At 71.8% G+C, this 23,081-nt stretch carries 16 protein-coding genes; 5 read left to right on the top strand and 11 right to left on the bottom strand.

Annotated elements, in window-relative coordinates; translation table 11 throughout:
• Nucleotides 1-50: 50 nt before the first annotated feature.
• Nucleotides 51-1,010: a helix-turn-helix domain-containing protein gene (locus tag AB0I68_RS22515; RefSeq protein ID WP_363179124.1), complete on the bottom strand. Its 960-nt coding sequence runs from the start codon at nt 1,008-1,010 to the stop codon at nt 51-53.
• A gap of 127 nt (nt 1,011-1,137) precedes the next feature.
• On the opposite strand from AB0I68_RS22515, the gene AB0I68_RS22510 reads away from it, so the two are divergent.
• Nucleotides 1,138-2,250 (top strand): saccharopine dehydrogenase NADP-binding domain-containing protein, encoded by a 1,113-nt coding sequence (locus AB0I68_RS22510; RefSeq protein ID WP_363179123.1) that lies wholly within the window; start codon nt 1,138-1,140, stop codon nt 2,248-2,250.
• 214 nt (nt 2,251-2,464) lie between these two features.
• On the opposite strand, the gene AB0I68_RS22505 is transcribed toward AB0I68_RS22510, so the two are convergent.
• The 3 genes from AB0I68_RS22505 to AB0I68_RS22495 all read right to left on the bottom strand — a co-directional run bounded on the left by AB0I68_RS22505 (nt 2,465) and on the right by AB0I68_RS22495 (nt 6,087).
• The gene (locus AB0I68_RS22505) at nt 2,465-2,848 is read right to left on the bottom strand and encodes a hypothetical protein (RefSeq protein ID WP_363179122.1); all 384 of its coding nucleotides are present in this window, start codon (nt 2,846-2,848) and stop codon (nt 2,465-2,467) included.
• Between the two features lie 114 nt (nt 2,849-2,962).
• Nucleotides 2,963-4,348 carry a hypothetical protein gene (locus tag AB0I68_RS22500; protein WP_363179121.1) on the bottom strand — a complete coding sequence of 462 codons (1,386 nt, stop codon included), beginning with the start codon at nt 4,346-4,348 and terminating at the stop codon, nt 2,963-2,965.
• A gap of 32 nt (nt 4,349-4,380) precedes the next feature.
• A complete protein-coding gene (locus AB0I68_RS22495; protein WP_363179120.1) occupies nt 4,381-6,087 on the bottom strand; it encodes a thiamine pyrophosphate-binding protein in 1,707 nt (568 codons plus the stop codon).
• A gap of 357 nt (nt 6,088-6,444) precedes the next feature.
• Here AB0I68_RS22495 and AB0I68_RS22490 point away from each other — a divergent pair, with 357 nt between their 5' ends.
• Together AB0I68_RS22490 and AB0I68_RS22485 are read left to right on the top strand one after the other, a co-directional pair.
• Nucleotides 6,445-9,309, top strand: coding sequence for a peroxidase family protein (locus tag AB0I68_RS22490; protein WP_363179119.1), 2,865 nt, complete (start codon nt 6,445-6,447; stop codon nt 9,307-9,309).
• Between the two features lie 35 nt (nt 9,310-9,344).
• Nucleotides 9,345-9,977, top strand: coding sequence for a 2'-5' RNA ligase family protein (locus tag AB0I68_RS22485; protein ID WP_363179118.1), 633 nt, complete (start codon nt 9,345-9,347; stop codon nt 9,975-9,977).
• A 48-nt stretch (nt 9,978-10,025) separates the two neighbouring features.
• On the opposite strand, the gene AB0I68_RS22480 is transcribed toward AB0I68_RS22485, so the two are convergent.
• Nucleotides 10,026-10,382 (bottom strand): CU044_2847 family protein, encoded by a 357-nt coding sequence (locus AB0I68_RS22480; RefSeq protein WP_363179117.1) that lies wholly within the window; start codon nt 10,380-10,382, stop codon nt 10,026-10,028.
• Between the two features lie 256 nt (nt 10,383-10,638).
• Here AB0I68_RS22480 and AB0I68_RS22475 point away from each other — a divergent pair, with 256 nt between their 5' ends.
• Complete coding sequence (locus tag AB0I68_RS22475) at nt 10,639-12,726, top strand: serine protease (RefSeq protein ID WP_363179116.1); 2,088 nt, start codon at nt 10,639-10,641, stop codon at nt 12,724-12,726.
• A 173-nt stretch (nt 12,727-12,899) separates the two neighbouring features.
• Here the strand turns inward: AB0I68_RS22475 and AB0I68_RS22470 are convergent, their stop codons facing one another.
• The 4 genes from AB0I68_RS22470 to AB0I68_RS22455 form a co-directional block, all read right to left on the bottom strand.
• Complete coding sequence (locus AB0I68_RS22470; RefSeq protein WP_363179115.1) at nt 12,900-13,877, bottom strand: alpha/beta hydrolase fold domain-containing protein; 978 nt, start codon at nt 13,875-13,877, stop codon at nt 12,900-12,902.
• Between the two features lie 308 nt (nt 13,878-14,185).
• Nucleotides 14,186-14,581 carry a C40 family peptidase gene (locus tag AB0I68_RS22465; protein ID WP_363179203.1) on the bottom strand — a complete coding sequence of 132 codons (396 nt, stop codon included), beginning with the start codon at nt 14,579-14,581 and terminating at the stop codon, nt 14,186-14,188.
• Nucleotides 14,582-15,115: 534 nt separating this feature from the next.
• Nucleotides 15,116-19,870, bottom strand: a complete 4,755-nt coding sequence (locus AB0I68_RS22460; protein WP_363179114.1) for a hypothetical protein — start codon at nt 19,868-19,870, stop codon at nt 15,116-15,118.
• Between the two features lie 59 nt (nt 19,871-19,929).
• Complete coding sequence (locus tag AB0I68_RS22455) at nt 19,930-20,148, bottom strand: hypothetical protein (RefSeq protein ID WP_363179113.1); 219 nt, start codon at nt 20,146-20,148, stop codon at nt 19,930-19,932.
• Between the two features lie 272 nt (nt 20,149-20,420).
• On the opposite strand from AB0I68_RS22455, the gene AB0I68_RS22450 reads away from it, so the two are divergent.
• Nucleotides 20,421-20,690, top strand: a complete 270-nt coding sequence (locus AB0I68_RS22450; RefSeq protein WP_363179112.1) for a hypothetical protein — start codon at nt 20,421-20,423, stop codon at nt 20,688-20,690.
• Between the two features lie 117 nt (nt 20,691-20,807).
• Here the strand turns inward: AB0I68_RS22450 and AB0I68_RS22445 are convergent, their stop codons facing one another.
• Entirely contained in the window at nt 20,808-21,752 is a 945-nt protein-coding gene (locus tag AB0I68_RS22445) for a carbohydrate ABC transporter permease (RefSeq protein WP_363179111.1), read from the bottom strand.
• Nucleotides 21,749-23,080 (bottom strand): ABC transporter permease subunit, encoded by a 1,332-nt coding sequence (locus tag AB0I68_RS22440; RefSeq protein ID WP_363179110.1) that lies wholly within the window; start codon nt 23,078-23,080, stop codon nt 21,749-21,751. Before AB0I68_RS22440 ends, AB0I68_RS22445 begins: the two co-directional genes overlap by 4 nt.
• Between the last annotated feature and the right edge of the window lies 1 nt (nt 23,081).

Below are 23,081 nucleotides of genomic sequence, written 5' to 3'. Positions count from 1 at the left end.
CTGTAGCCGCCATCGTCCGAGCAGCACCCGCTGCGGCGGCAGGGCCGACCTCAGCCGGCGCTGACGGGGTGAGCGCTGCGGAAGGTGCGGCGGTAGGTGTCCGGGGGCACGCCGACCGTGCGGTTGAAGTGGCGCCGCAGAGTGGTGTCCGTGCCCATGCCGGTGGCTGCGGCGACCGCGCCGATGGTGACGTCGGTGGTTTCGAGGAGCTCCTGGGCGCGCTGGATGCGCTGGGTCAGCAGCCAGCGCAGCGGAGTGGTGCCGGTGATGTCCGTGAACACCCGCGCCAGGTGGCGTGAGCTCATGTTCGCCCGGCGTGCCAGGTCTTCCACGGTGAGCGGCTGGTCGAGGCGTTCCATCGCCCAGGCCAGCACTGTGCCGAGGGGATGGTCGCGGCGCTCGGGCAGCGGGGTGGTGACGAACTGGGCTTGACCCCCGGCCCGATGGGGTGGGACGACGAGGCGGCGCGCGACCTCGTTGGCGATGGCCGAGCCGTGGTCGAGGCGGACCAGATGGAGGCACAGGTCCATCGCGGCGGCCTTGCCGGCCGAGGTGAGCACGCTGCCGTGGTCGACGTAGAGCACGTCCGGATCGACCTCCACCTCGGGGTACTTGTCGGCCAGCGCCGCGGCGTGCAGCCAGTGCGTGGTGGCGCGGCGCCCGTCGAGCAGACCCGCGGCGGCCAGTACGAACGCGCCCGTGCACAGGGAGGCGACCCGGGCGCCCGCAGCGTGTGCCGCGCGTACGGCTTCGACCAGTTCGGCGGGCGGGTCCTCGTCGAGGTCGGCGCGCGCCGGGACGATCACGGTGTCCGCGTGTACGAGCTGGTCGAGTCCCGCGTCGGGCTCGAGCCGGAAGCGGCCGCCGACCGGCACGGTGCCCGGGCCGCAGACGGTGAACTCGTACCAGGGATCCACGAGATCCGACCGGTCGACGCCGAACACATCGCAGGCGGCGGCGAGTTCGAAGTGCGGTACCCCAGGCGTGACGGCCAGCGCGACAAGGCTCATGTCCGAAAGTGTACGGGGCATGTCGTTGCTGCCACTCCCGGCGGCAGGCCGCCGCAGGCACGATGGCATCCAGTTGATCATTCGCGTACGGACCGAGAAGCGCGAGCGCACAAGACGGGGGAACCTGATGGGTACGAGTCAAGCGGCGGCGACGGTAACGGTGTTCGGCGCCTACGGGCACACCGGACGCTTCGTCGTGTCCGAACTGCTGGACCGGGGGCTGACCCCGATCCTGTCCGGCCGCGACGCCGACAAGCTCCGGGCACTGGCCGACGGCCTTCCCGGACTCGAGGTCCGGCCGGCCTCGGTCGACGATCCGGCCTCGCTCGACCGCGCACTGGACGGCGCGGCAGCCGTGATCAACTGCGCCGGACCGTTCGCCTCGACGACCGCGCCGGTCATCGAGGCGGCGCTGCGCGCACGGATCCCCTACCTGGACGTCGCGGCGGAAGTGGAGGCCGTCGTCGACACCTTCGCCCACTTCGCGGACCGGGCCCGCGACACCGGAATCGTGGTCGTACCCGCGATGGCGTTCTACGGGGGCCTCGGTGACCTGCTCGCCACCGCCGCGCTGGGCGATGCGCCGGCGGCCGACGAGGTGCACATCGCGTACGCCCTGAGCAGCTGGCAGCCCACGTCCGGGACGCGCGGGTCCAGTCAGGTCTCCCGGGGCCGGCGCGAGGGCCGGCGGCTCGTCTACGCGAAGGGCCGCCTGGAGCTGCGTACCGACGAGGCACCCACCGGTCAGTGGTCCTTTCCCGCTCCGGTCGGAAACCGGTCCGTGGTCGGCGAGTTCACCACCGTGGACAGCGTTACCATCCCGCGTCACCTGTCCGCCCCGGACATCCACACCTGCATGACGCTCGATGCCGTCAAGGACGTACTGGCCCCGGACGCCGCGCCCCCGAAGCCGGTCGACGAGCGAGGGCGGTCGGCGCAGACCTTCCTCGTCGACGTCGTCGTCCGCGCGGGCGGCACCCGGCGCCGTGCGGTGGCCCGCGGACAGGACATCTACGCCATCACCGCCCCTCTCGTCGTGGAAGCGGTCAGCCGGGTCCTCTCGGGACGCGTCAAGACGGTCGGGGTGGCCGCGCCCGGCGAGATCTTCGACGCGCACGCCTTCCTGCGCTCACTGGCTCCGCACCACCTGTCGTACGAGCTCGGTGCGGCCGATGCCGATGCCGATGCCGATGCCGAGTCCGCTGACGAGGCGAAGGGGCCTTTCAGCCCTGGGGTATGACGCTCCGAAGGCCGACGCCCGGGTCGCGGCCGGCGCGGGCGCCGAGCGCGCCCGCGCCGAGTCCGCCTGTGGGCGCTCGGGGTGATGTGGCTTCCGCCCAGGTCGAGGCGAACCGCCGGCGCCGTGCTCGAAGGCCGTCCGCCCGGCAGGCCGGCCCCAGTCCACGGATGCGCCGGGACATCGCCGCAGCGGCCGGCCCGGCGGCAGCGGGCCGCTACTGCGGCTCGTCCCGCCGGAGGATCCGGGATCCCCGGAAGGGCAGATCCTCCTCGTAGTCGCAGGCGGCGACGGCGCAGATGCCGCGCGACCAGAAGTGCTCGAGGATCGTGGTGACCAACTCGTCGGTGCCGGCAGTGCGGTCATCCGGCTCGATGTCGATGGCGACGCCCCAGGTCAGGAAGTCGTCCGCCTGCCGGCGGTCGTGCGGTTTGTTCTTCATCTTGTTCTTCATCACGAAGACACCCACCGGGATGCCACCCGCCCGGGCCTCGGCGGCCGAGATGCTGAAGCTGATCCCCGGCAGGCCCTGCAGATCGTTCTCGACCCGCACCGGGCTCTCCAGATCGACGTAGATCTTGCAGTAGGCCTCGTCGCTCACAGCGCCGGCTTCCCATCGTGTTCGTGCTGATCGACGGAGATTCTCGTGGATACCGCGTGTCGTCATGCAGCGGTGGTCAGCGTAACCGATCTCTGCTGGTTCGGCCGCGGGGCGTCAGCCGTGCCATCGCCGATCGTGCATGTCGTGTGCCTCGGTCAGCCCGTCGCGGAAGAACCGCTGGTAGTAGCCGGTCTCGACATGATGGGCCTGCAGCCAGACCCCCGGTACGTGGATCGTGTCGCAGTGTGCGGGGAACCGGCCGTGGGTCTCGTAGATGTAGGTGCAGATGTCGCGCGTACAGGCGATGACATCGGCCGAGTAGTTGCTGGCCTCCCGCAGGTACTGGGCGCCGAACTCGCCCCGGTAGATGCGCTCGAACAACCCTTCGTCGGTGTAGATGCCCCCCGGTCCGAACTTGTCCGCCACCACTGCGTCGACCGCGTCGTTCATGGTGGCGTAGTTCGGCGGGCACATCGCTTTGATCAGGTGCTCCCCGTTGTGGCGCAGGCCTACGGTGGTCGCCCGCAGCGGGGAGTAGCGCGGCAGCGGCACCTGCCAGCGCAGGAGGTCGGCCGGTCTCCACCGGGGCGTGGTCCAGTCGAAGCCGAGCATCGGACCGTAGACGGGGCGGAACTTCGGGTCACCCAGCATGACCGGCGGGGCGAGTGAGGCATGGATCCATGCCCCGAGCCCCATGGCGTCGGCGGTGAGCATGATGTTCTGCAGCAGCAGGTCGGCCTCGATCTGCGTGCGCATCGCCCAGATGGCGCCCAGCGGGAGTTTGATGTCCTTGTTCAGGAATCCCGACTTCACCCACTTCCGCACGCCCGCCGAGCGGTAGAGGTTCCGGTCGTCGACGATGGCCGGTCGTGCGCCCTCGGGCTGAGTGAGCAGGTACATCATTCCGTTGATGTATTGCCGGGACAGGTCAACCACCGGGAACAGGACCGTCGTGCCCGGCAGGTTCGAGAGGAAGCGGTTGGAGTCGAGGTAGGCGGGGAAGTCCCGTTTCCCCTCCGGTACGTCGATGCGGTGGTCGAGCAGTTGCACCTTCGCCTCGGCGGCGCGTGAGCACAGGGTCTGCGCGTCGAACGTCGCCTGTGAGCCGTCCGCAGGGGGAGGCAGCTTGCGCAGGAAGTAGGTGCCGGTGTCGTTGATCAGGAAGAAGTGTGTGCCCTGGGCGTTGTCGGGGCTGCCCGCGGTCCGTCCGGCCATGTTGAGGTTCGGCTTGGCCATGATCGGCTTGCCGTTGCGGGGGTCGGCGAGGGGCCGGTCCGGCATGGTGAGGCCCGTGCACCCCGTCATGGAGATGAGGACCGCTTCCTCGAGCTCCGTCAGCGGTGCGCGTGCCTCGGTGGAGGACCAGCTCATCGAGCCGGCTTCGACAGAGCTCCCGCGGCTGACCCGGTGGGTGCGGCGGCGCCAGATCGACGTGATCAGCGGGCGGTTCACGAGGGCGTCGAGCCCGGCCTGGCTGTGCGTGTGCGTCGGCTCGGTCATGCTCCTGTCCCTTCCCGGCGGTGGCCCGGCTGTCAGCTGCGGAGGCGTGCTTCGAGGGTCTCGACGAGACCGGCGATGACACCGTCGGGCGAGGGGCTGTAGTGGGGGACGGCCCAGCGGGTGATCGCGGCGTCGATCACGGTGGGCCGACCGGAGGTGAGCGCAGCACGGAACGCCTTCTCGAACTCCTCGAGCGTCTCGACCCGGTAGCCGTCGGCGCCGCACGCCTGCGCATAGGCGGCGAAGTCCGGGTTCTGGAACTCGACGAGCCCCGTCTCTCCGTAGGTGGTGAGCTGGAAGAGCTTGATCAGCTTGAACTCCCGGTCGTCGAAGATCACCCAGATGACGGGGATCTCGTTCTCGACGGCGGTCATCAGCTCGAACCCGGACAGCGAGTAGCATCCGTCGCCGCAGCCGACGACGACCGTCCGCTCCGGGTGCGCGACCTTCAGTCCGATGGCGCCGTTGACATGGCCTGCCATCGGCCCGAACGAACCGGCTTTGCGGAAGTTCTGCCCCTCTTCGAGCTCCACGTAGTAGCCGAGCCAGGCCAGGTGGGCGCCCGCGTCGGCGAGCAGAACACCGTCTGGCGGCAGCATCCGGCCGATCGCCTGGGCGAGCTCTCCGGGGTGGATGTCCCCCGTCAGGTGGGTGATGTGCCGCGCCTCGTAGTCCCGGCCGTCGACGTCGGCCCTCGGGACCTCGCCGACCCTCTTCTCCAGTGCTTCGACGAGCGCCGCCACGCCCAGGCATGCGTCGGACAGCAGCGCGTGGTCGGGCCGGTAGGCCTTGTGGAACTCGGCCTCGGAGATGTTCATGTGGATGAGCAGCTTGTTCTCGAAGAGGTCTTCGCGGTAATTGAACGTGGCGTGCTGGTTGAGGGAATTGCCGATGCACAGCACGACGTCCGCCTCGCGGAAGGCCTTCCAGGCACTCGAGTGGCCGCTGTCGGCGAAGACGCCCACGGAGAGCGGGTGCCCCTCGGACACGATGCCCTTGCCGTCCAGCGTCGTGAGCAAAGGAATCTGGAACCGCTCGATCAGCCGCTTGATCTCCGCTCCCGCCCCGCTTCGGACGGCGCCGAAGCCGACGAGCGCAACGATCCGCTTCCGTCTGGCGAGGGCGTCCGCCAGCACCGAGGCGATCTCCTCCACACCTGCCGGATCGGGCACGACCGGCGCGACGTCGAGCCGGATGGGCCGGAAGTTCGTGACCTCGACGCCGCGCTCGGTGAGGTTCTCGGGTACGTGGATGTGCACCGGCCCGGGTCGTCCCTCGAACGCGGTGTTGACGGCTTCCTCGAGGACGTCGCACGTGTCGGCGACATCCGTGAGCAGGAAGGACTTCTTTGTCGTGGCCGCGAACATGGCCCGGGAGTCGGGCGTGCGATGCAGGCCGGAGGTCTCGTTGAGCGAACCCCATCCCTGCCACTTCATCGACGCGTATCCCGAGACGGCGAGGACCGGGTACGAGTCGGACATCGCCACGGCCAGCCCGGAGAACAGGTTGAACGCGCCGGGCCCGGCCGTCGCGAAACAGAAGCCCAGCCGGTTCGTGTACATCGCGTAACCGCAGGCCATGAAGGACGCGGCCTGCTCGTGCCGCGCGATGACGGGTCGGATCCGTCGCGAATGCTTCAGCGCCAGCATCAGGCCGGCGGCGTTCTCGCCGGCACCGCCGAATGCGGCCCGGACCCCGATGCCTTCCAGTCCCTTGACGATGGCTTCGTAGACTCTCATCGGCACTCCCTCATCCGTGCCCCGCCGAATCCGGCGGGGACGACGATCCGATGCCCGTGCTGTGCCGTCATCCTGCGTACCGAGTCTCCCAGGGGTCGCTCCGTCGCGCAGGACCGCACTGGGCCGTTCGGGTGAAGGGGCCGCGGGGCGGAAAGCGCCGCGCGACGGACGGGTCGCGACCTCGATGTACCCGTCTGCGTTGCTCCGCGCGACGTGGCCCTGCCAGTGGGCCAGAGTTGCCGTGTGTGACGAAGATGCCCGCAGCCAGCATCACGGGCAGCCGTTCAACGTCGCCTCGTCATCGTTGGCACCATCGCGTCCGGACGACGAAGGCGGCGCCTTCGCGAAGGGGCACAGATGCACGAGATCGGGCAGTACGAGCGCTACGTGGGCGGGAACCCCGAAGCGGAACGGCTCGTCTTCGAGCGGCTCGCCCGTGAGCTCATGCGGGTCCAGCTCAAGGCCCAGAAGCGCAGCGGCGCGGCGGGCATCGAGCGGGCGTTCCACGCGAAGGCGGTCCTCGGCGTGGAGAACGCCCGACTGGCGTTCCTCGAGGGCCTTCCCCACGACCTGCAGACCGGCTTCGCACGTCCTGCGGCCGAATATCCGGTCACCGTCCGGCTGTCCAACGCGAGCGGTGCCCGCCTGCCCGACTACACCCCCGACCTGCGGGGAGTGGCCATGCGCATCGAGGTGGCGCCGGACGAGGCCCACGACCTCCTCATGACGAGCTTCCCGGTCTCCCATGCGCGCAACGCACGCGAGTTCGTCGAATTCGCGAAAGCCATGGCAGGTGCCGACTCGACGCTCCGCAAGGCATTCGCGCTGTTCCTCACCTTGCCCCTCGCGGTCGGCTGGTCCACGGCAGCGCGCATGCGGCGCAATGTGCGTGCGGGAACGAGGCGCACCGTGCGCAGCCTGGCGCTCGAGACGTACTGGAGCCGCGGCGCAATCCTGTGGGGCGATGAGGGCCCCGTGCGCTACCAGTTGCGCCCTGCCGCGAACGCGTCACCGGCCCCGTCCCCTTCTCGTACCGACCCCGACCACCTGCACCACGAACTCGCACAGCGACTGAACAGGGCGGACGTCGTCTTCGAGCTGTACGTCCAGCGCTACGTGGACGCCCGCCGCACGCCCATCGAGGACGGTGCAACGGAGTGGAAGGAGGAGGATGCGCCCCTCGTCCGGGTGGCGACGCTGACGATCCCACGCCAGGACATCGACTGCGCCGAGGCGCGGGCCGCCGCGGCGAGGGTCGACCAGCTGATGTTCAATCCGTGGAACACGACCGAGGAGTTCCGGCCCCTGGGCAACCTCAACCGTGCCCGCAAAGTGGCCTACGAGGCCAGCAGCGCCCATCGCCTGGGCCACCGCTTCGTCACCACCCGGCCGGAACGCAACGCTGTGCTGGGCGTGCCGCTCGAGGCCGCTTTCCGCACCCTCAACCGGTTCGTCCCCTGGCATCGGCTGCCCACCCGGCTCGGCCTGCTCAATCTCGTGACCCTGCGGCAGGCGCTGCGGCGGTACAACCTCATCGACACCGAGATCCACGAGGCTCCGCCCAAGGCCCAGCCGTTGCCCGCGCCCATCGACGAGCAGATGCGGGTCGCGCGTAGCTACGACGGCACCTACAACGACCTGTCCGCACCGAAGATGGGCGCCGTCGGTTCCACATTCGGCCGCAACCTCCCACCCGTCTACCGGCCCGACCTGTTCGACACGCCCAACCCGGTCACCGTCAGCAGAGAGCTGCTGCAGCGCGACGCGTTCATTCCCGCACGGTCGTTGAACATCCTGGCCGCCGCGTGGATCCAGTTCCAAGTGCACGACTGGGTCAACCACAAGCGCTACCCGACCGGTACGAAGTCCGTCGAGGTACCGCTCCCGCCCGGTGTCACCTGGAGCAACACCCCGGGCGGACGGCCCGAAGCGGTGATGCGCTTCGCCGAGAACGAGAGCCTGCGCGCCGCCGACGGCGAAGCGCCGCCGATCCTGTTCGGCAACGCGGCGTCGCACTGGTGGGACGGCTCGGAGGTCTACGGCGGGACCAAGGACGCCGGAACGTCACTGCGCGAGCCGGGCGGTGGCGCCGCGCTGCGCCTGGAGGACGGGCACCTGCCCTTCAGCCCGAACGGCTTCCCGCTCACCGGCTTCGCTGAGAGCTGGTGGCTCGGCCTCAGCGTCATGCACACCCTCTTCGCCCGCGAGCACAACACCGTATGCGAGGCGCTCCGGCAGGAGTACCCACGGCTGGACGAGGACCGCATCTACCACACGGCGCGACTCGTCGTCTCCGCTCTCATCGCCAAGATCCACACGATCGAGTGGACCCCGGCGATCCTCGCCACCGAGACGATCGACATCGGACTGAAGACCAACTGGCAGGGACCGCCGAAGAACTGGCTCACGCAGCTGGGGCTGTGGCTGTTCGAGGCCCACTCGCTGACCGGCATCCCCAAGACCCTGCCGGATCACCACGCCGCGCCGTACTCCCTCACCGAGGACTTCGTCACCGTATACCGCATGCACCCGCTGATGCCGGACGACTTCGAGATCGTGGACCACCGGCTCGGCCGGCGACTCGACACCCTCGGGTTCAACGACGTGCAGGGCGCCGCCGCCGAACCGCTCATCCGCAAGACGGGCCTGGCCGACTCGCTGTACTCACTGGGCATCGCCCATCCCGGCGCGATCACCCTGCACAACTACCCCCGCGCCCTCCAGGCGTTCGAGCGGGACGGTGAGGTGATCGACCTGTCCGTGGTCGACCTGGTGCGCACCCGGCGCCGCGGCGTTCCGCGGTACAACGACTTCCGGGCCGGTCTTCACAAGCCGCGCCTGCGCCGCTTCGAGGACCTCTCCTCCGATCCGGACACGGTCGCCCGGCTGAAGGAGGTCTACCGCGACGTGGACCAGATCGACACCATGGTCGGGCTGTTCGCCGAGAACCCACCCCAGGGTTTCGGCTTCAGCGACACGGCCTTTCGCATCTTCATCCTGATGGCCAGCCGACGGCTGCAGAGCGACCGCTTCCTCACGGTCGACTTCAGGCCCGAGGTCTACACGCCGCTGGGCATGGACTGGATCGCACGCAACGGCATGACGAGCATCGTCCTACGGCACTGTCCCGAGCTGGCGAGCCTCCTGCCGCGCACGGCGAGCGCATTCGCACCCTGGCGCCCGGCCCCGGTGCGCACCCCCTCCAACGGCGGCCGCCGCTGATCGGCCGGCCACGCCCACCCGGGAGACTGCTTCTCGTGAACGAACCCCCGACCCCCGCCGCCGGTCTCCCGGGGTTGCTGGAGGTGGCCCCCACACCACGGACCGCCGTGGTGTGGCTGCCCCCGGCCGGGTTGTGGCCCGTGATCCAGAGCATCCGTGCCGTGCACGACCCCCAGATCCGCCGCTGGCCGCCCCATGTGAACCTGGTCTTCGGCTTCGTCCCGGAGGCCGACTTTTCGGTGGCGGCCCCGCTGCTGGCCGCTGCCGTCGCCGGACGGGAGCCGTTCGCGATCCGTCTGAGCGGGGTGCGTACCTTCCGGCACCGCGCCTACGCCACGCTGTGGCTCGACCCGGCCGCGGCCGGCCTCGTCCCGTGGACGGCGCTCCAGCGAGCCCTGACGGAGCCTTTCCCCCTCTGCGGCGGGCGGTTCCCGACCTTCACTCCGCACTTGTCACTGGGCCGCACCCACGAGCCGCGGCGCCTGGCCGCGCAGTGCGCTGCCCGGCTGGGCACCATGTCGGCACGGGTCGAGGAGATCGTGCTCCTCTCCCGCCGCGGCGATGAGCCCATGCGGCCCCGTGTCACGATCGCCCTGGGCACGGGCGCACTCCACTGGCACCCCGAGCCCGGCCCCTCGGCGCCCGGCCCCTCGGCGGAGCCCCGCTGACCCGGTGCCGCAGCGTCTCGGTGAGCATGCCGGGTGCCGTACGCGTGATCAGCCCGGCACCGGCTTCCCGGCTGCGGCCGGAGCACGGCCGAGAGCAGTCCTGTTCCACTGGACCGTCACCCTCAAGTGGCAGTTGGCACCGGCCTTGGTGATCACCGCCCCGGCCTGGACCGCGAGGTCGACACCGAACTCGACGGTGATCGCATCGGGATTGGCCTTGCGCAGCTGTTCGAGGGTGGCGCGCGCGGCCTCCGTGATCGGCCCCAGGGCCGCTTGCAGACTGCCCGGCAGGTCGTGGATGGCATCGCCGAGGAGACCGGCCTTCACCGGTCCCTCCAACCCGGCCGGGGCCTCGACGAGAAGACTTCCCCCGCCGTCCAAAGGAATCCGGGCCAGAGATGCCACAACTCCTCCTCGGCCTGCTGTGGGGTCTTGGCCAGCATGGTCACATCCGGCACCTGTCGCATCCCGGAGTGGGCCGTACGCATGAGCCGCGCGGCGACCTCGAGAGGTGGGCGTCCGCACGGCGCCCGGGCCCCCGCCCCTCGAGCGCCACCGGCCTCGTCGGTGTGACGCCCGAGTGGCCCCGCCCTTGTTGCGGGCGCGCTCCCACGGCCGCTCCCTGGAAGGTGACCTGTTCGACGACGGAACGGTGGATCCCATGACTGAGCTGCCGGAGACGGACGAAGGGCGCGCGGCGCGCGAGCGGCAGCAGGATGCGGCGAGCCGGCGCTACCGCGACGCGAGCAGCACGCGCCGTACCGTGGAAGAGCGTCAGGCCGAGGGGACGCGATTCCCCGACTCGGCGGAGCACATGGCGGCCCGTGCCGGCCGGCTCGTCGACAGGGGCGGGGTCCCGCCCTCGGCTTTGATGGACGGCGTTCGCGCGACGGCGCTCACGGAGGCCGACGCCAACGAGCGCATCATCAACATCGCCAACGAGTCCCAGCCGTGGAACTTCCTGCCGCGGGGCGCCCGCGCCGCCGCCTCCGTCGCCCGGATCTCCGTCCGCACAGAGGGCCGCGAACAGCCGCACGGAACCGGTTTCATGGTCTCGCCCCGACTGCTGATGACCAACCAACACGTTCTGCTGGACGAGGCGTTCAGCCGGCGCTGTTTCATCGAGTTCAATGTCCAGAACACCGTCGACAACACCCCCGACGCGGCCGTCCGGTTCGAACTCGATCCTGCGACGTTCTTCGTCTCGGACAAGCACCTCGACTTCGCGCTGGTGGCGGTCGCCCCTGCGGCCGACGGGCGCCTCCCGGGTGAGATCTTCGGCTGGAACCGGCTGAGCATCCAGCCGGGCAAGGTGCTTCTGGGTGAACGGGTGAACGTCATCGGCCACCCGGGGGGCCGGTTCAAGGAGGTCGCCTTCAGGGACAACACCGTCCAGGACCGCCTGCCCGAGTTCCTCCACTACACGACCGACACCGAGCGGGGAAACTCCGGGTCGCCCGTCTACAACGACCAGTGGGAGGTCGTGGCCCTCCATCACAGCGGTGTGGCGAGGGAAGACGCCCAGGGCAACAAGCTGCTCAAGAACGGCGGCATCGCGCGCCAAGGCGATCCCGACGACGCCATCGACTACATCGCGAATGAGGGCGCGCGCGTCAGCTCGCTCCTCAAGCATCTCTGCGCGCTCCAGACCGAACCCGAGCAGCGTGCGCTGCTGGCCGAGATGGGCCCGGAATCCGGTCTCCAGCAAGGCCCCGCCGTCGCCGGTCCCGTCTCCGCCATGGTGGAGGCCCCGTCCCCGCTCGTAGCCGCGGCCTCCCCGCACGAGGCCGCCGGCCCGAGCGGAGCCGCAGTGATCCGCAGTGGTCTGCCCGCCCGGGGCACTGCCTCCGTCGGCGGACGGCACCTGGTCTTCCTCCACGGCCGAAGCCAGCAGAAGCACGAACCCGAGGAGCTCCGCCGTGGCTGGACGGCAGGGCTGAACCACGGACTCACCCGCGCGGGTCTTCCCACCGTCGACCCGGCGGACGTGTGGTTCCCCTTCTACGCGGACCGGATCATCGAGGCCATCACACGAAGGGAGACGGCCGGAGGGCGCGAGGCCGTCTCCGCCTCCGGCACGTTCGAGGATCTGAACGGCCACGCGGCAGCGGAGGCCTTCGCCGCCGAGTCGACGACGGGTCTGTACGAGCAGCTCCTCCTGCAGGCGGCGGCGAAGGCGGGCATGCCGCAGGACGGCGGTACGGCCCGTGAAAGCATCGGGAGCCTGCTGACCGGGCGTCTGCGACGCGCGGTGAGCTGGCTGGCCGCCACGACCGACATGGATGCGCTGGCCATCGCCGGCCACTTCCGGGACGTCGACGCGTACCTGGATGACAGCGCTGTGCGGGAGGCGGTCCTGACCAGTGTGCTCGAGACCCTGCCGTCCTCCGGCGAACTCGTCCTGGTCACCCACAGCCTCGGCACGGTCGTGGGCATGGACCTCGTCCACCGGCTCCCGGAGCGGCTGGACGTTTCCCTGCTCGTCACCGCAGGCAGCCCCCTGGGTCTGGACACGGTGTACAGCCGGCTGCTGCCTCCGGGCCCCAACCTGTCGGCCAGGGTGCGTCGTTGGATCAACGCCTGGTGTCCCACCGACACGGTCGCCCTGGGCTGTCCGCTGGCGGAGACCTGGGGCAAGCTGACGGACATGGCCGTGGAGAACGCGAGCGGCCGGGCTCACAGCATCGAGGAGTACCTCGCCCATTCCGAGGTCGCCACGGAGATCGGGCACGGGATCGGGCGTGCTTGACCGCAGGCGGGTGCGATGACGGCCACCGGACGCCATCGCACCCGCCGCTGCGGGGCGGCCTCAGCCGGTCCTCCTCCTCCGTGCGGCGCGTGCGAGCCGCTCACCGCAGGTCAGCGCGGGGACTCGCCGCAGTCCCGGGTCGTCCCGGCCATTGCCGCGGAGCCGGGGAAGGTTCATCGTCCGACGAGCCGCCGGAGCCAGCGGGAACGGGCGTCGCGGGCATCCTGGCTGAGGACTGCCCGCGGTGCGAGTGTGTCGAAGCCGTGGAAGGCGCCGGGCCATACGTGCAGTTCGGCCTCACCGCCGGCCCGCCAGATCGCATCGGCATAGGCCACGGCCTCGTCCCTGAAGGTCTCGGCCGACCCGACCTCGATGTAGGCCGAGGGCAGCTCGGACAGATCCGTGGCGCGAGCGGGGGCCGCGTAGGGCGGCAGGTCGGCGGCGCCGTACCGGTCGCCCAGCAGCGCCTGCCACGCGGTCGCGTTGGAGGTTCGGTCCCAGGTGTCGCGGCCGGCCATCTGGTGGCTGGAGAACGTGTCGTTGCGGTCGTCGAGCATCGGGCTCAGGAGCAGTTGGCCGATCGGAACCGGCCCGCCGCGGTCGCGGGTCAGCAGGGCCAGTGCTGCCGCGAGTCCGCCGCCCGCGCTCTTCCCGCCGACGATGATGCGGTCCGCGTCGAGGCCGAGCCCGGCCGCCTGATCAGCCGCCCATACGAGTCCGGTACAACAGTCCTCCACGGGGCCGGGGTACTGCGCCCGCGGCGCCAGTCGGTACTCGACGGATATGACGGCGAGCTGTAGCGGGAGAGCCCATTCGCGCAGCAGCCGCGGAAGTACGGACCACGCGTTGCCCATGATCATTCCGCCGCCGTGCATGTAGTACAGGAGCGGTAGTGGCCCGGCGACCCCGGCGGGCCGTGCGCTGACGAGCGTGACCTCCCTCCCGTCCCGAGCCCGCGGCGCACGCAGCTCCTCCACCTCGAACCGGCCGCCGGCCCGGAGCTCCCGAACCGTCGGCCTGGGCCGGGCCGCAGCATCCCGCTCCTGCCTGGCCGCAAGCCCCTCCAGGGTGACAGGCTGCTTCGCCTCCTCACCCATGGCGGCCAGCGCGGCACGCAGCTCCGGGTCGAAGGGAGGCGCGTGCCGAGCCATCGAGGCAGGGTCGTGCTCCCACGGCATTCCACCGGCACCCACGAGAGGACCTCTCCCTCGGTCGAGGGATGCCCGGCGGCATCCCGACCAGGACAGCCTGCCACCCTGACCGTGTCGGTGGAACGCGTCCCTTGGCCGGGGGCGAGGCGAGTGGAACACCGGGACGTCGGCAGGGGGAACGGTGCCGCGCCTGCCGTCCTCGCTGCCCCCGACGGGCACCGCGTGTCGCATGTCATGCATGGCCCAGAGGCAGACGCTGACGGTCAGCCGCTCCGTGGCTCATCGCGGTGCCCTGCTGTGGCTCCTGCTCAGGTGGCGCGCGTATAGCGGACGTTTCCGCTCCAGATGCGCTCGAGCCGTACCCGCGTGCCCGGCCGTGGGGCGTGCCAAATCCTGTCGTGACCGGCGTAGATGCCCACATGTCCTATGGTCGCGCCTGCGGGGAAGAAGACGAGGTCGCCCGGCACGCGCTGGACGCGTGGGATGTGGCGCGTGCGTTCGTATTGTTCGTCGGCGGTGCGGGGAAGGATCCGGCCGGCCTTTTGAAAGGCGTAGAGCGTGAGGCCCGAGCAATCGAATTCACTCGGCCCCGTCGCTCCGTAGACGTAGGGCGCGCCCCGTTTGGAAGCGGCAATTTCGACGGCTCTGGCGCCGTACGGTGAGGCCCCCGCGGCCTGGGCGGCCGGGCCGGTGAAGCTGGCCAGTGAGATTATCAGGAAGAATGTGAACGCTGTGGCGATGCGATGCTTCGGCAGGTGGTCGGTTGAAGGTTTTCGGTTGTCCGTCCTGGTGTGGCTCAATCGTGATACCTCCGCATTGAGTTGCTGAAACAGTACCGGTTGAGGTTCTGCGTCGGTGACATGCGCAGTGGCTCTCGATGGCCGCCCAGTTTTCTCCGATGGGCCCGAATCTGCGGCCATCGGACACGACTTCAAGCATCTCGGTTGAGTAAAATCATCCGAGTTTGTATGCATGGATTATGTTCGGATCATCGGTCCACGGCTGTGCCCTCGCCGGTTCCGCGACGGCATCCGGACGCCGGGAAGTACCACGGCGTGACTCATGCGCACGGTCTCGTCGCCCGAACCCGGGCGCCCGGCGCGCCCTCACCCTCGCGGTGAGCGGATCGTCCGGTTGGCGGCCGCGTACGACAAACCGACTGCCTCTCCGCGTACCCCGCCCCGGCCGGGGAGGTGCCGATCCCATGGAGCGGGATCGGCACCGGTCGACCGCCGGGCTCAGCCGTTACCGCTGCCCTCGCCGCACACCCGCTCCCAGGCCGCCGTGAACATCTCGTGCAGCGGTGCCGTCGGCAGGACCCGCCCGAACGGGCTGCGGATCTCGCCCCGCCACAGCGGGCGTACCGCGTGCGTCGCCAGCTTCGCGGTCTCCAGGGGCAGGTGTGGGGCCTTCAGCTCGGTCCACTCCCCGGGCAGGAACAGGGTCCGGCCCGCCCGCGCCCGCTTGGCCTCCACCACCGCGCCCGTGCCGAGCAGTTCCGTCCGGGCCTGCCCGTGCTGCCTGGCCGACCAGCCGTTCCACCGCCGGACGTTCCGGTCGGTGGGTGCGGCCAGCGTCGCCAGCTGGAGGTACAGCGCCGCCGCGTCCGGGCCGACCCCCAGCCCCTGCGCCGCTCGCGCGACCAGCTCCGGGCAGGACTGCCGCGGATCCGCCTCGTACGCCCCGGCCGGCACCGCTCCGGAGCCGGCCCGGTGCATCATCCGGTCCAGGCCGCCCCCGGTCAGCAGCGGTGCCACCCGGTCCAGCTCCTCGGCCAGGTCGGTGACCTCCCGCACCCGCCGCCACACCTGCGGGTCGGCCACAGCCGCGGGCCGCAGGAAAGAGGCACCACCGGGCGCGCACACCACCAGCGGCCCGGAGTCGTACGCGGTCACCGGAGCGGGCCCCTCCTCCTTGCGGCGGTCCACCGCCACCGGCAGCTGCCCGGGCCCGAACCGCTCCGCGATCCGCGCCGAAGTGTCCTGGACCCGCCCCCCGGGCAGCGCCACCAGCAGTTCCGGCCGGTCCAGTTCGGTGCGCAGCCGCTCGTACAGGGCCATCGCGCCGGCCACCGCCGGATCGCCGGCGGGCCGGTCCGTCCAGGCCCACACCAGCGCGCTCGCGATCACCCACCACGAGAGGCCCACCGGGGTGCGGTACGGCAGTTCGGGTCCGGCCGGCGGCACGGCCCGCACCTCCACCCCGATGCCGTACGGGGTGGCCGCCAGCTCCCAGCCGGCCGCCTCCACGGTCGCGTCCGCGGCGGCCCCGTACCCGCCCGCCAGCCGCCGGGCCCACACCTCGCAGAGCCCGAGCTCCGCCTCCAGGGCATCGGCCGCCTCGTCGTGCACGGCGGGCAGTGCCCCGACGCGCTCCCGCCACACCTCGGCCATCCGCTCCACGGCCCCCTCGACCCCGCCGGGCCGCCACAGCTCGGCCGGATCCTCGGGCAGGGCCGCCGCCAGGACGGCCCGCCGGCCCGCGCCACCGAGCCGCGCCCGCAGCCGGTCGTACGACTCGGCCGTCATCGCCGTGGCCTTGTACGGGGCCTTGCGCGCCAGGGCTCGGTCCTCCTCGCGGTCGGTCCGGCCGACCAGGCCGGCCACCACCAGCCGGGCCACTGCCCGCCGTACGCCCGTCAGTTCGGCGAAACGCGCCGCCGCCGACTCCGGCACCGGGACCGGCCCGTGCGCCTCGACCGCCGCCAGCAGGGACCGCAGCCGGGCGGCGTCGTCCCGCTCCACGCGGACGGACCGCGCCCGTGGAACCGCCGCCGGCACCGGGTCGCCGTCCGGCTCCTCGGCGGCAGCCGCCACGAACCAGCACTCCGACCCGCCGGCCCGCAGCGCGCAGGACGCCACCGCGACCCCGCCGTCGCGCAGCCCGTCCACGATCTCGGCGGGCGCGCGGCCCACCCACCACCGGGTGCCCGCGCGGGCGAACGGCTGATCGGCCCAGGTGTCCAGCAGCGCCACCAGCGCGGACCGCGCCGCGTCCGGGGTCGGTGCCACGGCCGCCCGCCAGGCGGCGGCGTCGATCGCGCCCATCAGCTGCGACCAGTCGTGCGGCGGCGCCGGCGGTGAGAGCCGACGCACCTCCTCCGGGATGGTCCCCGCCAGGCAGGCGCCGTCGGAGGCCAGCGCGCTCAGCGTCGCCGGCAAGGGCACGTCCGGGCTCCGCCGCCACGGATCCCGCTCGCCGTCCGAGACCAGCCCGAACAGCGCGGGCATCAGCTCGGTGTCCGGCGCGGACCGGCGCGGCAGGGCCGGCGGCGCCGCGGCGAGCAGGGTGACCCGCCGGTGCAGGGCGAGCCTGCGCTCCTCCACCCGGGCGGCCCGGGCGGCCACCGCAACCACCGCCTCGACCAGCACCGGGTCGGTGACGTCCGGCACCTCCCGGGCCACGGCGGCGCGCAGCGCCTGGGTATCGATGCGGGCGGCCGCCAGCAATGCGTCCGCCGCCTCCCGTTCCACGGCCCGCAGCGCCCGGGAGCCGGCGGCGTCCCGGGTCCGCAGCAGGTACCAGAAGGCGGGAGGCAGGGCCACACCGCCCGAGGCGGTGACCGGGCGAGCCGGCTTCACCCGCGGATTCCGGGGCGAGTGGTGCCCGTCCAGCTCCCAGAGCAGAGTGCCGTCGGCGGCGTACGCGCGCACGCCCGTGCGCGTCTGCGCCTCGGCGAGGACCACGTCCTCCACCGCGCCCTCCGGCGGTACCCACAGGGCCCACGGCTCCTGCCCCGGCCGGTCGATGTCGAACCGGGCCGTGCGCCCGTCCACACGCTCCACCAGGAAGTGGTCGGGCGCGTGATCGCGGTGCCGGGTGCGGAACAGCACCCGGGTCCCGACCAGCCCGTCCCGGCTGCCCAGCGGGGAGTCGGCGAGACCGGCGGGCAGCGGTGCCAGCTGCAGGGCCTCCGAGGCCAGGGCCATGCCGGCTTCGGACGGGTCCGCGGCCGGATCGGTACGCGCGGGGCGGCCCGGGAAGTCCGGCAGCGCGACCGCGCCCTGCGGCTTCCCGGTGACCGGGTCCACCACTTCCCACGGGCGGTGCCCGAACACGGCGTTGGTCCAGATCCGAGATCCATCGCCGAGCTGCAGCTCGTCCCGGTCGATGCCCTCGGTGCCGCCCGGACGCAGCACGCGCCGACCGCCGTGCCGCCCGCCCCCGTCGGCGGTCTCGAACTGGAAGCCGTAGGCCCCGTCCAGGCTGCCGCCGAAGGGCACCAGGCCGCCCACCTCGTCCGGAGTGAACGGCTCCGCGGGGCGGTCGGCCCAGACGGCGGTGTCGCAGTAGTAGGGGTTCGGGGCGAGGGTCCAGCTCACCAGGAAGGAGCCGCCCACGTAGTGGACCGCGTACATGGTCGCGTCCGCGGGCACCGTGAACCGGCAGGATCCCCGCACCCCGTCCGGGGCGACGGCGACCGCCCGGTCCCGCCCGAACACCGTCAGCACCGGCCAGGTCGTGGTCACCCCCGCCACCCCCGGCAACGCCCCGTCCGCTTCCTCGTGCCCGGCGCCCGCCGCGAACTCGGCGTACACCGACTCCAGGGCCGGCCAGGCCAGTTCCTCCGGCAGACCGGCCGCCAGCGAGCGCCGCAGCGTGCCCGCCGCTCCCGCCCCCGCGAGGGCGTCGCAGATCCCGCCGAGCGCCGTCACCGTCGGCCGGTCCAGCAGGGTCTCCAGCTCGGCCACGGCCTCCTCGGCTCCCGCCATGCCGCCGCCCGCGACGGCGTCGACGAGCTTGCCCACGCGCCCGGCGACCTCGTGGGCGATGCCCTCGTTGCCCGGCAGCAGCGTCACCGCCGACCCGGCCAGGCGCCGTCGTGCCGGCGCCCACCGCGGCAGCAGATCCGCGTGTACGGTCCCCTCCAAGCGGGGGCCGAAGACCGGGTGGGCGGCCAGCGCGGACAGGTCCCGCCGGGACCGCTCGGCCCAGAAGCGCATCCGCGTCTCCGGGCCCGGGTCGACGACGGCCACCCCGGCCGACAGACAGGCGTCCAACACGTCCGCGTCGAAGCCCTGGTAGTGGTGCCGGGTGGTGTGCACCGTCACCGGAGTGCCTGCTGCCCGCAGCCGCGGCCCCAGCCGGTCCACCAGGTCGAGGAATTCCACCGGCAGCTGCTGCCGTGCGACTCCGCCGCCGGACTGCGCCGCGTACTGGTACATGTGCACGAACTGCCCCACCCAGTGGTGGAGTCCGCCCTCCGGTACCACCCGCCCGGCCGCCATGGCCTCGGCCGCGCCACAGCCGATCAGCGTCCGCAGCCAGGCCCCGCCGTCGGTGACCCCGTCCGGGAACACCTCGACCAGCCCGGCCGCGATCGCGTCCGTCGGCGGATGGGCCGCCAGGACCGGGCGCGCGGCGTCCAGCAGCGCGTCCGGCACGGACTTCTTCCGCGTGACCGCCAGGATCGCGCCCACCATCCGCGCGATCTCCTCGTCCCCGTACCCGGCAGCCTTGGCGGAGGCCCGCACCCGGCGCACCAGATCCGCCGGCAGGTCGGCGGGCGATCCCGCCCACGCGGTCAGGAACGCCTCGAGCGCAGTGTGCGCGGCGGCCGGCTCCAGCGTCTCGGCGAGGAACCGCTGATGGGCCCCGAACTCCTTGGCCGGCATGGCCCCGCCCGCCGCGAACAGGAGCGCGTTGGCCCTGCGGTATCCGGGATCCACCGGAAGCCCGTGCTCGGCCTCTGCTGCCCGCGCCGCCGCGTAGGCCCGGCCGCCCGGCCGGCTCCCGCAGCCGATCAACCGGTGGCCCACGGTGTCCCAGAACCACGGCAGATGCCCCGGAGGCAGCCGCCGCGCCCGCACCGCCATCGTGTCCACGAACCGACCGGGCTTGGTCCAGGACCGGTTGAGTTCGGCGCGCATGTCCTCGATCAGGTCGCGCGCGATCCCGACCGCGTCAGGATCGTGGGCGGCGACCCAGTCGGCGTACGTGGTCGAAGCGTGCGGACCGGTGGCGGGGAGCAGGGGTTCCAACGAGACGATCATGCCTCGGAGCGTCGCACACCCCACCGACAGCGGCGACGGCCGACGGGACGGACTCCGCGTCAGTGCCCGAAGGCGCTCGCGTCTCCCGGCTCGGTCTCCAGCGCCTCGCGGCCGAGTGTGAGCATGACGAGGAAGAACAGCCCGCCCGTGACGAGCAGACCGGCCGCGATCACGACGGAGGTCAGCGCTTCGCGGGGCGTCCGGCGGTGATCCTGATCTTCGTCCTCGGGGTCGGCGCACGCGATCGAGTCCGAACGGATGCCGAACAGAGGGGTCACCGATGACATCGGTTGCGCCGCGAGCCGCGACCGGGCAGCCGGGCCCCGTGGCGGTGGTCGCGCCGTCAAGTGGTGTCGCTCACAGGGGGCGTTGACGGATTCAAGGCGTATCGGGGCTGTGCCTTCGATCCCCAGAGAGGTCCCGGCTCTCGCCATGGATCCCGCAGACCTCGCCTGTTCGGCTGTGTACGGGGCCGCGGTATTGCCGTGCGGATGTCGGAGGCGGGTGGCACGATCTGGCCCGGTGATTTGACCGGCTACAGGGGGTAGGCATGGCGAGCACGTACGAGTGGCCGCGCGGAGCGGAGAGGGCGGACAGCGAGGCGCTGGAGCGCTGGCTGGACGTGCGGGGATGGGAGGTCGACCCGACCGTCTTCATGGCCGGCGCGCTGGGCCCGGCGGTCCAGGTCCGCCGCATCGGCCGCGCTTGCCAGGAGGGCGAATCCGGTCTGCTGATCCTGCCGGGCGAGACGGTGGCGTTCGACGGGGGACGGATGCGGATCGTGCCCCGTACGGCGGTCACGGCCCAGGCCACCGCGTAGCCGCACGCCGGGGGGCGCGACCCGCGCCCCCGGTGGACGGCGCAGGCCCCGCTGCCGGTGCGTCCCACGGGGGACACCGGCAGCAGGGCCTGCGGTCCGCCCGGAGGCGGGGGCCGGTCACTTCACCGAGCCCGCCATCACGCCCTGGACGAAGTGCCGCTGGAAGGCGAAGAAGACGACGAGCGGGACCACCAGGGACAGGAACGCACCCGGCGCGAGGACGCCGATGTTGCTTCCGAACTGCCGCATCTGGGACTGCAGCGCGACCGTGAGCGGCTGGGAATCGCTGTCCGCGAAGAGCAGCGCCACGAGCATGTCGTTCCAGACCCAGAGGAACTGGAAGATGGCCAGGCTCGCGATGGCCGGCCGGCCGAGCGGCAGCACGAGCCGGGAGAAGATCCGCCACTCGGTGCCGCCGTCCATCCGGGCGGCTTCCAGCATCTCGCGCGGTATCTCGGCGAAGTAGTTGCGCAGCAGGAACACCGCGAAAGGCAGCCCGTACGCGACGTGGAAGAGGACGACTCCGGCGATCGTGCCGAACAGTCCCACCGCGCCGAAGAGTTTGGCCACCGGCAGCAGCCCGATCTGCACGGGTACGACCAGCAGCCCGACGACCACCAGGAAGATGCCGTCCCGGCCGGGGAACTCCAGCCACGCGAAGGCGTATCCGGCGAGTGCCGCGATGCCGACCACCAGGACGGTGGTGGGAACCGAGATCAGGATCGTGTTCCCGAAGGCCGTCGCGATGCCGGAGTCCTTCAGCAGGGCGCTGTAGTTGTCCAGGGACAGCTGGGACGGGTCGGCCAGCGCGGTCCACCAGCCGTCGGAGGCGTTGTCCCGCTCGGAGCGCATCGAGGACAGGAACAGGCCCGCCAGCGGGGTGATCCATACGAGGGCGACCAGGATCAGCAGGCCCTGGACGACCGAGCTGCTCAGCAGGCGCGACAGCCGGCTCCTGCGACGCGGTCCCGGCGCGGACGGGGCCGGGACGGGCCGGACCGCCGCCGTCCGCCGGGACGTCCGGGACGGGCGGCGTCGCTCGATGGTGCTGTGGCCGTTCATGCTGCGCTCCTTCGGAAACGCCGGATGTTGAAGACCATCGCCGGGACGACCAGCAGGAGGAGCACCACGCTCAGCGCGCTGCCGAGCCCCTGGTCGTTGCCGCCGCCGAAGGAGACCAGCCACATCCGGGTGGCCAGGACGTTCGCTTCCTCCTGGACCGGTCCCGGCGCGATGATGTAGACGAGGTCGAAGACCTTCATCACGTTGATCACCAGGGTCACGAAGACCACCGTGAGCACCGGCGCGAGCAGTGGGACGGTGATCCTGCGGAAGATCTGGCCCTCGCTCGCACCGTCCATCCGTGCGGCCTCCAGCGCGTCGCGCGGGATCGCCGCGAGTCCGGCGCCGATCAGGACCATCGCGAAGCCGGTCCACACCCACAGGTAGGCGCCGATGATGGCCGGCGTCACCAGCGCCGGGCCGAGCCAGTTCACGCCCTGGTAGGGAGCCGCGAAGTTGGCCGCGGGCAGCCGTACGGTGTACGCGCCGTCGGCCAGCCCGGTGAAGCGGAACGACCCGTCGGCGGAGGCGGTTGCGGTCGCGGCCACCCGGCCGTCCCGCACGGCCTCGACCGTCATGCCGGGCAGGCCCTTCTCACCCGGGTCGACCTTGCCCGGCGTGCCGGCGCCGCCGGGGGAGAAGTCGAGGTAGACGACGCCCCCGATCCCGTCCGCGCCGGGCGTCGGGGCGGCAGCGGCCTGCGCGCCGGCGGGCATCGCGGCGGGTGCCACCCCGACGAAGCCGAGGCTGACCGAACCGCCGGGGCGTACGGTCCCCGCGGTGCTGTACGGTCCGCCCGCCGGGCCGGTCAGGCCTTGGCCCTCGCGGGCCCGGGCCGTCGGATAGGCGGCGGTGTCGTCGAAGGTGTCGTGGACGCCGACGACGACCGCGTTGAGCACGCCCCGGTTCGGGTCCTGCTCGTAGGCGAGCCGGAAGACGATGCCCGCGGCGAGGAACGACACGGCCATCGGCAGGAAGAGCACCAGCTTGAACGCGGTCGCCCAGCGCACCTTCTCGGTGAGCACGGCGAGCATCAGCCCGAGTCCGGTCAGCAGGAGAGGGGCGACGACGACCCAGATGGTGCTGTTGCGGATCGCCTTGAGGGTGGCCGGGTCGTGGATGATCGCCGCGTAGTTCCCGGCTCCGACGAAGCGGTCGCCGCCGGCGTCGAAGAGACTGCGGCCGATGGAGAAGACGACCGGGTAGACGACCAGTGCGCCGAGCAGCAGCAGGGCCGGCAGTACGAAGACGATCGCGAGGCGGCGCCTTTTTCGCTGGGCCCGGCGCCGCGGGTCCGCCGCGGCGCGGGCGGTCAGGGTGTCAGCCATG

Source organism: Streptomyces sp. NPDC050448, assembly GCF_040655295.1.
Classification (GTDB): Bacteria; Actinomycetota; Actinomycetes; order Streptomycetales; family Streptomycetaceae; genus Streptomyces.
This window is presented reverse-complemented; position numbering and strand designations above follow the sequence as displayed.

Coding starts and splice junctions, on each gene's coding strand:
- AB0I68_RS22510 (WP_363179123.1), top strand. CDS start 1,138: ATGGGTACGAGTCAAGCGGCGGCGACGGTAACGGTGTTCGGCGCCTAC.
- AB0I68_RS22515 (WP_363179124.1), bottom strand. CDS start 1,010: ATGAGCCTTGTCGCGCTGGCCGTCACGCCTGGGGTACCGCACTTCGAA.
- AB0I68_RS22460 (WP_363179114.1), bottom strand. CDS start 19,870: ATGATCGTCTCGTTGGAACCCCTGCTCCCCGCCACCGGTCCGCACGCT.
- AB0I68_RS22495 (WP_363179120.1), bottom strand. CDS start 6,087: ATGAGAGTCTACGAAGCCATCGTCAAGGGACTGGAAGGCATCGGGGTC.
- AB0I68_RS22445 (WP_363179111.1), bottom strand. CDS start 21,752: ATGAACGGCCACAGCACCATCGAGCGACGCCGCCCGTCCCGGACGTCC.
- AB0I68_RS22470 (WP_363179115.1), bottom strand. CDS start 13,877: ATGGCTCGGCACGCGCCTCCCTTCGACCCGGAGCTGCGTGCCGCGCTG.
- AB0I68_RS22450 (WP_363179112.1), top strand. CDS start 20,421: ATGGCGAGCACGTACGAGTGGCCGCGCGGAGCGGAGAGGGCGGACAGC.
- AB0I68_RS22475 (WP_363179116.1), top strand. CDS start 10,639: ATGACTGAGCTGCCGGAGACGGACGAAGGGCGCGCGGCGCGCGAGCGG.
- AB0I68_RS22440 (WP_363179110.1), bottom strand. CDS start 23,080: ATGGCTGACACCCTGACCGCCCGCGCCGCGGCGGACCCGCGGCGCCGG.
- AB0I68_RS22490 (WP_363179119.1), top strand. CDS start 6,445: ATGCACGAGATCGGGCAGTACGAGCGCTACGTGGGCGGGAACCCCGAA.
- AB0I68_RS22500 (WP_363179121.1), bottom strand. CDS start 4,348: ATGACCGAGCCGACGCACACGCACAGCCAGGCCGGGCTCGACGCCCTC.